Origin of the sequence: Streptomyces thermovulgaris (genome assembly GCF_002155915.1) — a bacterium.
Lineage (GTDB): Bacteria > Actinomycetota > Actinomycetes > Streptomycetales > Streptomycetaceae > Streptomyces > Streptomyces thermovulgaris.
Window position 1 is genome coordinate 1 of sequence record NZ_MUME01000084.1, and the last position, 11,887, is coordinate 11,887.

The following is an 11,887-nucleotide window of genomic DNA, read 5'->3' on the forward strand; positions in this document are numbered from 1 at the left end:
GCGAGCAGGGCGGGGCGGCGGGCGCGCAGCCAGTTCTCGGCGGCCCGGGGGGTCGGGAAGCGCAGCGCCGGCGGCAGGCTCTTGAGCCTCTCGCGGGTCTCGGGGCTGTCGGTCTCCGTGATCGCCCGGCAGGACTGCAGCAGCCGTACCATCCGCTCCAGCATCCGGGCGCGGGCCAGCTGCAGTTCGGCGGGGCGGTCGTGGCGCTCGGCGAGGGCCCGCAGCAGCGGGTGCAGACAGCCGGGGAGCTCGTAGCACGGCAGCGGCGTGGGCAGGGGCCGCAGCAGGCCGAGGGCGGCGAAGTCGTCGAGGACGACACGGGCGTCCTCGACCGAGCAGCCGGCGAGCGCGGAGGCGATGTGCGGGTCGACGTCTCCGGCCGGGGCGAGGGCGAGCAGCCGCAGCATCCGGGCGGCCGGGCCCGGCAGGGTGGCGTGCACGAGCCGCAGCACCCGGGCGAGCGCGGGGCCCTCGTCGGTGTCGGCGTGCAGCTGTCCGGCGAGGTCGGCGACGGCGGCCTTGGGGTGGGCGGCCAGCCAGCCTCCGGCCAGGGTGAGCGCGGCGGGCTGGCCCTGGCAGATCTCGACCAGGCTCTCGGCGGCGCGCGGGTCGACGGTGATGCGCACCGGGTCGATGTGCTGGGCCACCAGCTCCACGGCGGACTTGGTGTCCAGGCCGCCGAGCGTGCAGGGGCGGACGTCCGCGATCCCGGTGAGCGGGCCCCGGGAGACGGCGACGAGCAGGCAGTCGGCGTTGTCGGGCAGCAGTGCGTCGACCTGCCCGGCGCCGGCCGCGTCGTCGAGCAGCAGCAGCGCCCGGCGCTCGGCGAGCGCGTCCCGCAGGGTCCCGGTCAGTTCGTCCTCGTCGGCGCCGGGCGGGGCGGGCAGGCCGAGGGCGGCCAGCAGCTCGCGGGCGGCGCGCTCGACCGGCACGGGGGTGCCGTCGGGCTCGGTGAGCCGGGCGCGCAGCACGCCGTCGGGGTAGTCGTCCGCGACCTGCCGCACGAGCTCCTCGGCGAGCGCCGTACGGCCGGAGCCGGGCCTGCCCGCGATCAGCAGGACGCGTGCGCGGGGGGCCTTGCGCCCGGAGAGGGTGTCGAGCCCGGCCCGTTCGATGTCGGCGCGCAGCTCCTTCAACTCCCGTGTGCGGCCCAGGAAGGAGCTGCCGGCGGCCGCGGGGAACCGGTCTCGTCCGGACGGGATCACCCCGCCTGCGTCCACCGCCTGGTCCGTCACGGGCCACACTCCCGTCCCACCGCACACGCAAGCCCGCCGGGACTCCGGTCCGGGCGCTGTCCAGAGCCTAGTTCACGCTCCGCGATCTCCCGGAAAAACCACGACGGGCAGGTCGCCCGACCGGATCAGACGATGGTCGCACCGCAGTGGCTCCCGGCCCGGCGGGCCGCCCTCCGGGCCCGGCCGTGCTCCGGCCGTGTTCCTGTCGTGCCCGGGCCGTGCGCGGGACCCGGTGCCCACCGGGACCCGGTGCCCAGGACCCGGTGCTCAGGACTCGAAGGGGCGTGCCGGCCAGGGGGCCTCCGCCGGGCGGAGTGCCTCGAGGCCGTCGCCCTGGCGTGCGGCGACCAGGGAGAGGACGCCCACGACCAGGCAGTTGTTGTGCAGCTCGCCCGCGAGCACGCCGCGGACCAGCTCGTCGACCGGCACACGCGCGAGCTCCATGTCGGTCTCCTCGTGCTCCGCCGCGAAGCGCGCGCCCTCCACCTCGGACAGCCCCCGGGCGAGGAAGATCCGTACGGCCTCGTCGCAACCGCCGGGGGTGGTGTACACATCGGTCAGCACCCGCCAGTCCTCGGCCTTGACGTGGGCCTCCTCGTACAGCTCGCGCTGGGCGGCGTGCAGCGGGTTCTCGCCGGGCACGTCGAGCAGGCCGGCCGGGATCTCCCACAGCCGCTGCCGCACCGGGTGGCGGTACTGGCGGATCACCAGCACCCGGTCCTCGTCGTCGAGGGCGAGGACGGCCACGGACCCGGGGTGGACCTGGTAGTCGCGGCGGGCCACGGATCCGTCGGGCATGACCACGTCGTCGGTGCGGACGGAGGTCTTGTTGCCCACGAAGGGCGTGTCCGTCGCCCGGATCTCCCACTCCTCCGGAGTGTCCCTGATCGTCATGCCCTGTCCCTCCGACCTCGCGACGTGCACCGCGGACGCACAGCCGAAGCGGGGGTGCCCACCGCTGAGGGAACGCACCCCCGCAACCGTACGACCGGGTGTGTTACTTGGACTTCTTCTGCTCGTTCTTCCGCTCGATCGCGGCCTTCACGAGGCCCGCGAACAGCGGGTGCGGGCGCGTCGGGCGCGACCGCAGCTCCGGGTGCGCCTGGGTGGCGACCAGGTAGGGGTGGACCTCGCGCGGGTACTCCACGAACTCGACGAGCTTGCCGTCCGGGGAGGTGCCGGAGAAGACGAGACCCGCCTTCTTCTCCAGCTCCGTGCGGTAGGCGTTGTTCACCTCGTAGCGGTGGCGGTGCCGCTCCTCGACGTACTCCTTGCCGTCGTAGACCTCGCGCACGAGCGAGCCCTCGGCCAGCTTGGCCGGGTACATGCCGAGCCGCATGGTGCCGCCCATGTCGCCCTCGCCGGAGACGATGTCCAGCTGCTCGGCCATGGTGGAGATCACCGGGTGGGCGGTGGCCGGGTCGAACTCGGTGGAGTTGGCGTCCGGGATGCCCGCGAGGTTGCGCGCGGCCTCGATCACGACGCACTGCAGGCCCAGGCACAGGCCCAGCAGCGGGATCCGGTTCTCCCGGGCGTAGCGGATCGCGCCGACCTTGCCCAGCACACCGCGGTCGCCGAAGCCGCCCGGGACGCAGATGCCGTCGACGTCGGCGAGCTGCTCCTCGGCGCCCGCCGGGGTCCTGCAGTCGTCCGAGGTGACCCACTTGATCTTCACCCGGGCCCGGTTGGCGAAGCCGCCCGCGCGCAGCGCCTCGGTCACCGACAGATAGGCGTCGGGCAGGTCGATGTACTTGCCGACCAGGGCGAGGGTGACCTCTTCCCGGGGGTTGTGGACGCGGTCCAGCAGATCGTCCCAGGTCGTCCAGTCCACGTCCCGGAAGGGCAGGTCGAGCTTGCGCACCACATAGGCGTCCAGGCCCTCGGAGTGCACGACCTTCGGGATGTCGTAGATCGACCGGGCGTCGGGGCAGGCCACCACGGCGGCCTCGTCGACGTCGCACATCAGGGAGATCTTGCGCTTGATCGCGGTGGGCACCTCGCGGTCGCAGCGCAGCACGATCGCGTCCGGCTGCACACCGATGTTGCGCAGGGCGGCCACCGAGTGCTGGGTCGGCTTGGTCTTCAGCTCGCCGGAGGGGCCGATGTAGGGCAGCAGCGAGATGTGCACCACGAACACGTTGTCCCGGCCGACCTCGTGACGGACCTGGCGGACGGTCTCCAGGAACGGCAGCGACTCGATGTCGCCGACCGTGCCGCCCACCTCGGTGATCACGACGTCCACCTCGTCGGTGGCCATGCGGCGGATGCGGTGCTTGATCTCGTTGGTGATGTGCGGGATGACCTGCACGGTGTCGCCCAGGTACTCGCCGCGCCGCTCCTTGGCGATCACCGAGGAGTACACCTGGCCGGTGGTGACGTTGGCGCTGCCGTCCAGGTCCCGGTCGAGGAAGCGCTCGTAGTGACCGATGTCCAGGTCGGTCTCCGCCCCGTCGTTGGTGACGAACACCTCACCGTGCTGGAAGGGGTTCATCGTGCCCGGGTCGACGTTCAGGTACGGGTCGAGCTTCTGCATCACGACCCGCAGTCCACGGGCCTTGAGCAGCATGCCGAGGCTCGATGCGGTCAGGCCCTTGCCGAGGGAGGAGGCGACACCTCCGGTGACGAAGATGTGCTTGGTCGTCGTGAATTTGGACGGCATGGCCAAGAGAGGGCTCCCGTGGTCGCGGTTGGTCGTGCGGTACGGCGGTCCGGCCCGGGGAACCCGGAAGATCCGGCTGAGGTGCCGTCGCTGCGGTTCGGGGGTTTCGAGCCCACCGGTCCACGGGCTACCAGGGTATCAGCGCCGGGCGGGCGTGGCTCACGGCCACGTTCCGCACCCCTTCCGACACGGGTACGTACCACACACGGGGCTCTCAGCCATGGCTCACTCATTCAGCGCATGCGGGTTGCCGGGAGCGGCACGCAGATCATCTACATGCGTCGTATCCTGCTCGGACACTCACTGAGGAGCCCGGCCGGCAACACGGCACCACCCCCGCCCGTAATGCCCCGGAAACAACGAAAGCTCGTCAGTTCGTTGAGCAGGAGTTGTCGGTCCGCCCCCCGTGGTTGACCGGCGCGCTGCCCGCTCAATGCGCTTTACAACCACCCCTTGACCGCACTAGCGACAGCCCCTTCGTGGGGTGTGACGTGGCCGTTCGACTGGAGTTGCACGTGGCCGGGCGTATCGAAGACTACGCACTCATCGGAGACATGCAGACCGCTGCGCTGGTCTGCCGGGACGGGACAGTGGACTGGCTGTGCCTGCCCCGCTTCGACTCGCATGCCATCTTCGCCGGCCTGCTGGGCACCGAGGACCACGGCTTCTGGCGACTCGGTCCCGCCCACCCGGCCGGCAGCGAGCCTCCCGCGGCGACCCGGCGCACCTACCGCGGCGACTCGCTGATCCTGGAGTCCGAGTGGGACACCCCGCGCGGCACGGTCCGCGTGACCGATTTCATGCCCCCGCGCGACGGTGCGCCCCAGCTGATCCGTATCGTGGAGGGGGTCTCGGGCCGGGTCCCGATGCAGTCCGCGCTGCGCATGCGCTTCTCCTACGGCCGGATCGTGCCGTGGGTGCACCGGCGCAACGGGCGCACGGTGGCGGTGGCGGGTCCGGACTCCGTGTGGTTCGACACACCGGCGAGGACCTACGGCAAATCGCTGACCACATACGCGGACTTCACGGTCGTGGCAGGTGAGCGGGTCACCTTCACGCTCTCCTGGCAGCCCTCGCACAAGGAGGCGCCGCCGCTGCCGGAGCCGGAGCAGTCCCTGGAGGCGACGGAGGAGTTCTGGCGCGAGTGGGTGGGGCACTGTACGTACCACGGCCCCTACCGCGAGGCCGTGATCCGTTCCCTGATCACCCTCAAGGCCCTGACGTACGCCCCCACGGGGGGCATCGTCGCGGCCCCCACCACCTCCCTGCCGGAGGACATCGGCGGCGTACGCAACTGGGACTACCGCTACACCTGGCTGCGGGACGCGGCGATCACCCTGTCCTCGCTGCTGCGCACCGGCTACCGCGAGGAGGCCCGTGCCTGGCGCGAGTGGCTGCTGCGGGCGGTCGCCGGCGACCCCGAGAACCTGCAGATCATGTACGGCATCGCCGGTGAGCGCGAGCTCGGCGAGGCGGAGCTGGAGTGGCTGCCCGGCTACGAGAACTCCGCGCCGGTCCGGGTCGGCAACGGTGCCGCGCACCAGCTCCAGCTGGACGTCTACGGCGAGATCATCGAGGCGCTGCACCTGGCCCACATGACGGGGCTGGCCCGCAACGACTACGCCTCCCTGCTCCAGCTCAAACTCATCGAGTACCTGGAGAAGCACTGGCAGGAGCCCGACGAGGGCATCTGGGAAGTGCGCGGTCCGCGCCGCCACTTCGTGCACTCCAAGGTCATGGCGTGGGTCGCCGTCGACCGGACCATCAAGCTCATCGAGTCCGGCGACGCGGACGGCCCGCTGGAGCGGTGGAAGAAGCTGCGCGACGAGATCCACCGGGACGTGTGCGAGAAGGGCTACGACAAGGAGCGCAACACCTTCACGCAGTCCTACGGCTCCCGGGAGCTGGACGCGTCCTTGCTGCTCATCCCGCAGGTGGGCTTCCTGCCGCCGGACGACAAGCGGGTGATCGGCACCATCGAGGCCATCCAGCGCGAGCTGTCCACCCCGGACGGCTTCATCCTGCGCTACCAGACCGCCGGCGACAACGCGGGCGTCGACGGCCTGCCCGGCGACGAGGGCGCCTTCCTCGCCTGCTCGTTCTGGATGGCCGACGACCTGGCGATGATCGGCCGTGTGGAGGAGGCCCGCAAGCTCTTCACGAAGCTGCTGTCCCTCAGGAACGACCTCGGGCTGCTGGCCGAGGAGTGGGACCCGAGACTGCAGCGCCAGGTGGGCAACTTCCCGCAGGCCTTCAGTCACGTTCCCCTGATCGACACGGCCCTGCGTCTGACGGCGAGCGGCGCGTACGGCGGCTGAGGCCGCGCGGGTCCCGGTGCCGGGGCGGTCGTGTCCCCTCCCGGTGCCGGGCGGCCGTGTCCCCCGTGTCCCTCTTGGTGCCAAACGCACCCGGGGCACCCCTGCCCGGGAGGCTCGAACGGCTCGGCGGCCCGGGGTCCGAGGGCGCGGGGAGTCGTTCCCCGCGTCCGCGGGCAGGCACGCCGCCGCGCGGTCGCCCGGCCCGGGGTCCCCGGACGCCCCGGGGCCCCGGGCTGCCGCAGCACCGCGGGCCCGGGTAGCGTCCGCTTCCATGGACCGCAGCTTCAACCCGGAGGGCACCGGCATCACCGTTCAGCGGGCCCTCGAACTGCCCGGTCTGCGCAGCGGCCTGCCCGAGGTCGTGGCCGGTGCCGACCGGCTCGACCGCACCGTCCGCTGGGTGCACACCGGGGAGGTCCCCAACATCGCCTCTCTGCTCAAGGGCGGCGAACTCCTCCTGACCACCGGTTACGGCGTCGGCACCCGCCCCGCCGACCAGCGGGCCTTCGTCCGCACCCTCGCCGAGCGCGGCATCGCGGCCCTCGTCGTGGAGCTGGGGTCCCGCTTCACCCGGCTGCCCTCCGCCCTCGTCGAGACCGCCCGCAGCGCCGGTCTCCCGCTCGTCCAGCTGCACCGCGAGGTGCCGTTCGTGACGGTCACCGAGGAGATCCACACGGAGATCGTCAACGGCCACTACGCGCTGCTCCAGCGGGCCGAGGAGGTGCACCGCCGCTGCACCCGGGCGCTGCTCGACGGCGGCGGGGTGCCCCAGGTGCTGGTCGTCCTGGCCGACTTCTGCGGCAACCCCGTCTTCCTGGAGACCGCCGAGGGGCAGCTGCTGTACGCGGCCGGCTCCGGTCCCGAGGGCGCCGACCCGCTGCAGGTCTGGGAGGGGCTGCGCGCCCAGCACAAGGACGCCTCTCCCCCGGCCGGTTCGGTCCTCGTGGACGTCCCCGGCGGCAGCCCCGGCACCGGCTCGGTGCGCGCCCGGCTGGTGATGCTGCCGGTGCGCTCGCCCCTGGCCCCGGTGCACCGGATGGCGGCCGAGCGGACGGCGGGCATTCTGGCCGTGGTGCTGATGCACGCCCGTCAGGAGGAGGAGCTGGCGGCGCGTGGCCGCGGCGACTTCCTCACCGATCTCGCCGAGGGCCGCATCGCCGCCGAGGCCGCCCCCGCCCAGGCCCGTGTGCTCGGCTTCAAGCCGGGCAACGGCCCGCTGCTGCCCGTCGTGATGCGCCCGGGCGACACGCTCGCGTCCGCCGGGGGCACCGCGGGTCCGCGTCCGGCCTCCGGCGGCGGAAGCTGGGCGGTGCTGGCCCGTGCGGTCGCCGAGGAGCTGGCCTCGGTGGGGGCGCCGGTGCTGCTGGGCGTACGGCCCCTGGAGGGCCGGGTGCTGCTGCTGGCCGGGCTGCGCTCGGAGGCGGAGCGGCCGGCGGTCGCGGACCGGGTGGCGGCGGCCCTGCGGGCGGGTGCGGAGCGTGCGGGGATGCGCCGGCCGGGCGGGCAGCTGCCGGTGGTGGTCGTCGGGATGGCGGGGGGCTGGGCGACGGTCCCGGCGGGGCTGAGGCATGCGGCCGAGGCGGCGACGGCGGCGCTGGGGCTGCCGGACCGGCCCTGGTACGACGCCCGCCGTCTGGACATCGACCTGCTGCTGTGGCGGCTGCGCGGCCATCCGGACCTGGCGGCCTTCGTGGACCGTGCGATCGGTCCGCTGGTGGACCACGACCGCCGTTCGAAGCCGCCGCTGCTGCCCACCCTCCAGGCGTATCTGGCGAACGCGGGCCGCAAGGCGGAGACGGCGCGCGAGCTGCATCTGAACCGGCAGACGCTCTACAACCGCCTCGCCCGGATCGGGGAACTGCTGGGCACCGACCTCGACGATCCGCAGACGGTGCTGGCGCTGAGCCTGGCCCTGCAGGCCCGCCGGCACGTCCCCTGACCGGCCGTTTGCCGGCCGGCCGCTTCCTGACGGAGCGTCAGTTCGGCGGCCAGGGCCGGGTCAGCTCGTCGTAGACGCTGAGCACCTGGGCGACCGTCTCGTCCTCGGTGGGCCAGGTGGCGGCCTGCCGTGCGCCCATCTCCCGCAGCTCCTCCCGGCGTTCGGGGTCGTCGAGCAGCCGTGCGACGGCATCGGCGAAGGCCGCCGCGTCCTGGTCCGGGACCAGTTCGGCCGCGTCGCCCACGAGTTCGGTGATGCCGTCCGTGCGCACGGCGACGAGCGGCACGCGCGCGTGCAGTGCCTCCTGGGCGAGGATCGAGCGGGCCTCCCTGCTGCGGGGCAGCAGGGCCACGTCGGCCGCCGTCAGCAGCTCGCCGGTGTCCTCGCGCCGCCCGAGGAGCCGGACGGGCAGTTCCTCGTCCTCGATCCGCTGCTGCAGCAGGGGGCGCAACGGCCCCTCGCCCGCGACGAGGACCAGCGGCACGGGGTCCAGCAGGCGCCAGGCGCGGGCGGCGTCCAGCAGCAGCTCGTGGCCGCGGTCCGGCTCCAGGGGGGCGGACGCGAGGAGCAGCGGGCGGCCCAGGGCGCCGAGTTCGGCCCGCACCTTGGAGCGCGAGCGGTCCGGGTGCTCGTCCCCGGTGGCCGGCCGGGGCGCCGCGACGGCGGCGAGCCGTGCGTCCCGGGCGCCCCGGCGGCGGGCCCGGTCGACGAGTCCGAAGCTGGTGCCGAGCACGACGGTGGCGGCCCTCACCACCCGGCGCTCCAGCAGCCGCAGCAGATGCGCGCGGGCCCCTTCGGCGTGCGCGTAGTTGTGCCAGGTGACCACCAGGGGGGTGTTCCGGCCGCTGAGCGCGAGCGCCGCCCGGAAGGAGGCGTGCAGCCCGTGTGCGTGCACCAGGTCGGCGTCGGCGCAGACCGTGCGCAGCGTGGCCACGGACACCGGGTCGCTGCTGCGGGGCACGTGCACGTGCTGGGCGCCGACGTCGGTGAAGCCGTAGGCGCGGTCGGCCTCGAGGGGAGCGCACACCGTGACCCGCACGCCCCTGGCCACCAGCCCGGCGGCCAGCGACCGTACGTGCGCGCTGCTGCCGGCGTTGCCTCCGCCCAGCACCTGCACGGTGCGCAGCGGGGACTGACCGTGCGGTGTGCGGCGGCTCACGGGGCTCACGGGGCCGGGCTCCTGGTTCGGCGTCGGACGATCACGGGAACGATCACGGGAAACGGACGGAAGGTCGTACAGAAGGTATCGAGCCGAGGAGCCGGACCGCGCGTTCTTGTCCGGCGTACCGCCCCGGCTCCAAGGATGCCCGTACGGAAGGGTCACTCGTACGAGTGAAATCGCGGGCGTGGCGCTTCCTTCCTCTCGATTCTGCCTGCTTCCGCCCGTCCGCCGTTCCGCCGGGCACGGCGGGGACTGCGGCCGTGGCCGGGAGTACCGGCGCGCAGGGCTCGAAGGGCGCAGGCGATCAGGTCGGTGCGCCCGTTGCATGCGACGGCGGCCACGGCGTGGATTACGCCTGGGGCGTGCGCCCCCTGCGCGTCGCCGCATTGTGCGCCCCCTGTTTTCCCGGTCGGGCCGCGGCTCCTCGGCCGGGCCGCCGCGGCGCCGCACTCCCGTCCGGCGGGCCGGCCCGCAACGCCACCGGCCGTGCCGGGCGTGCCGGCCGCCCGCCGGACGGGGACGGCCGGGTCAGCCGTCCGCCTGGGCCGTGGCGAGCAGTTCCTCGGCGTGGGCCCGGGCCGTCTCCGAGTCCTCCTGGCCCGCCAGCATCCGGGACAGCTCCCGGATGCGCTCCTCGCCCTCGAGCACCCTCACCCCGGAACGGGTCACCGAGCCGTCGCTGGTCTTCTCGACCAGCAGCTGCCGGTCGGCGAAGGCGGCGACCTGGGGCAGATGGGTCACCACGACGACCTGGGCGGTCTTCGCCAGCCGGGCCAGACGCCGCCCGATCTCCACCGCGGCCTTGCCGCCGACGCCCGCGTCCACCTCGTCGAACAGGTAGGTCGGCACCGGGTCCGTCCCCGCGAAGACCACCTCGACGGCCAGCATCACGCGCGACAGCTCACCGCCGGAGGCGCCCTTGGCGATCGGCCGCGGCGGCGCGCCGGGGTGCGGGGCGAGCAGCAGCTCGACCTCGTCGACGCCGGTCGGCCCGTAGGCGACCGTCCGGCCGCCCACCTCGATGCCCTCGGGGTCCTCGGTCTGCCGGACGGCGAACGACACGCGCGCGTGCGGCATGGCCAGCGAGGCCAGCTCGGCGGTCACGGCGGCGGCGAACCGCTCCGCGGCCTTCGTCCGGGCGTCCGTCAGGGCCTGGGCGAGCGCGCCCAGTTCGGTGCGCAGCGCGTCCCGCTCGGCGGTCAGCTCCTCGATCCGCTCGTCGTCGGAGTCCAGCTCCGCCAGCCGGGCGGCGCTCCGCTCGGCCCAGGCGAGCACGGCGTTCACGTCCTCGCCGTACTTGCGGGTCAGCGCGCCGAGCGCGGCCCGCCGTTCCTCCACCGCCGCCAGCCGCAGCGGGTCGGCGTCCAGGTTGTCGACGTATCCCGCCAGCTCCCCGGCCACGTCGCCGAGCAGGATGCCGATCTCGCCGATGCGGTCGGCGAGCGCGGCCAGCACCGGATCGTGCGACCGCACGGCCTCCAGCGCCCGCTGGGCGCCCGCGACGAGGGTGGCCGCGTCGATGCCCTCGGGGTCCTCCGGGCTGGCCGCCAGAGCGGCGTGCGCGGCCGTCGCGGCGGAGGACAGCGCCTCGGCGTGTCCCAGCCGCTCCGCCTCCTCGGCCAGCTCCGCGTCCTCCCCGGCGCGCGGCTCGACCGCGGCGATCTCCTCGAGGCCGTAGCGCAGCATGTCGGCCTCCTGGGCCCGCTCACGCGCGCGTGTGGTGATCTCCTCCAGCTCCGCGGAGACCGCCTTCAGCCGCCGGTAGGTCTCGGCGTACTGCGCCAGGGGCACGGCGACCTCGTCGCCCGCGTACCGGTCGAGGGCCTGCCGCTGCCGGGACGGCTTCAGCAGCCCCTGCTGGTCGGACTGTCCGTGCACGGCCACCAGGTCGTCGGCGAGCTCGGCGAGCAGGCCCACGGGCACGCTCCGCCCGCCCAGGTGCGCCCGGGAGCGTCCCTCGGCGGAAACGGTACGGCTGATCAGCAGCGCCCCGTCGTCGAGCTCGGCGCCCGCCTCCTCGGCCCGTGCGGTGACGGAGGCGTCCGCGGGCACGGTGATCCGTCCCTCCACGATCGCCTTGTCCGCCCCGACCCGTACCAGTGCCGGATCCGCACGTCCGCCCAGCAGCAGTCCCAGGCTGGTGACGACCATGGTCTTGCCGGCGCCCGTCTCGCCCGTCACGGCGGTGAATCCGGGCGACAGCTCGACAACGGCGTCGTCGATCACTCCGAGCGACCGTATACGCATCTCCTCCAACACGTCCTTGACCATACGAGGTCGAAAGCGGAGAGCGCACGCAGGCCACCCATGTCGTCCACTGCCGTCCGCACGAGGCCCGCGGAACCCTCGGAATCCGCGGAGAGCAGCTCGCCGAAGGGGCGCGGGCCGCACCGGCGGGAGCCCCGCCACGCGGGCGCGCCCTCCCCCCTCGCGAACCGGGAGGCACCGGCGGCGGATCTCGCGGACCGCTAGGGCTTGTCTGGCAAATGATTTTGGTGGGGTGTGCGGAGCCAGAGGATGAGTGACGCAAGGTGGAGTCCGGCCCGGTAGCGGGCGGCCAGTTTGTCGAAGCGG

The 11,887-nt window shown here is 73.7% G+C and carries 7 protein-coding genes and 1 pseudogene; 2 read left to right on the forward strand and 6 right to left on the reverse strand.

The genetic code is table 11. The features are described 5' to 3' along the window. The 3 genes from CCN35_RS09245 to CCN35_RS09255 form a co-directional block, all read right to left on the reverse strand. Positions 1 to 1,235, reverse strand: a 1,235-nt coding sequence (locus CCN35_RS09245; RefSeq protein WP_143631439.1) for an ATP-binding protein, incomplete at its 3' end; no start/stop codon positions are given. Positions 1,236 to 1,502: 267 nt separating this feature from the next. Next, positions 1,503 to 2,129 (reverse strand): NUDIX domain-containing protein, encoded by a 627-nt coding sequence (locus CCN35_RS09250; protein ID WP_067397931.1) that lies wholly within the window; start codon positions 2,127 to 2,129, stop codon positions 1,503 to 1,505. 103 nt (positions 2,130 to 2,232) lie between these two features. Next, on the reverse strand, positions 2,233 to 3,894 hold the full coding sequence (locus tag CCN35_RS09255; RefSeq protein WP_086792243.1) for a CTP synthase: 1,662 nt from the start codon (positions 3,892 to 3,894) through the stop codon (positions 2,233 to 2,235). Between the two features lie 515 nt (positions 3,895 to 4,409). Between CCN35_RS09255 and CCN35_RS09260 the strand changes: the two genes are divergently transcribed. Both CCN35_RS09260 and CCN35_RS09265 read left to right on the forward strand, forming a co-directional pair. After that, positions 4,410 to 6,212: a glycoside hydrolase family 15 protein gene (locus tag CCN35_RS09260; RefSeq protein WP_067397937.1), complete on the forward strand. Its 1,803-nt coding sequence runs from the start codon at positions 4,410 to 4,412 to the stop codon at positions 6,210 to 6,212. Between the two features lie 271 nt (positions 6,213 to 6,483). After that, positions 6,484 to 8,151, forward strand: coding sequence for a PucR family transcriptional regulator (locus CCN35_RS09265; RefSeq protein WP_086792245.1), 1,668 nt, complete (start codon positions 6,484 to 6,486; stop codon positions 8,149 to 8,151). 37 nt (positions 8,152 to 8,188) lie between these two features. Here the strand turns inward: CCN35_RS09265 and CCN35_RS09270 are convergent, their stop codons facing one another. From CCN35_RS09270 to CCN35_RS28875, 3 genes and pseudogenes are all read right to left on the reverse strand, one after another. Then, positions 8,189 to 9,319 (reverse strand): glycosyltransferase family 4 protein, encoded by a 1,131-nt coding sequence (locus tag CCN35_RS09270; RefSeq protein WP_067397939.1) that lies wholly within the window; start codon positions 9,317 to 9,319, stop codon positions 8,189 to 8,191. Positions 9,320 to 9,841: 522 nt separating this feature from the next. Continuing rightward, positions 9,842 to 11,560, reverse strand: a complete 1,719-nt coding sequence (gene recN, locus CCN35_RS09275; protein ID WP_067397961.1) for a DNA repair protein RecN — start codon at positions 11,558 to 11,560, stop codon at positions 9,842 to 9,844. Between the two features lie 221 nt (positions 11,561 to 11,781). Next, positions 11,782 to 11,887, reverse strand: a pseudogene (locus tag CCN35_RS28875) (IS5/IS1182 family transposase); the annotation flags it as partial.

What these genes read in the sequence shown, in the direction of transcription:
- CCN35_RS09250 (WP_067397931.1), bottom strand. Translation starts at nt 2,129, where the DNA reads ATGACGATCAGGGACACTCCGGAGGAGTGGGAGATCCGGGCGACGGAC.
- CCN35_RS09255 (WP_086792243.1), bottom strand. Translation starts at nt 3,894, where the DNA reads ATGCCGTCCAAATTCACGACGACCAAGCACATCTTCGTCACCGGAGGT.
- CCN35_RS09265 (WP_086792245.1), top strand. Translation starts at nt 6,484, where the DNA reads ATGGACCGCAGCTTCAACCCGGAGGGCACCGGCATCACCGTTCAGCGG.
- recN (WP_067397961.1), bottom strand. Translation starts at nt 11,560, where the DNA reads ATGCGTATACGGTCGCTCGGAGTGATCGACGACGCCGTTGTCGAGCTG.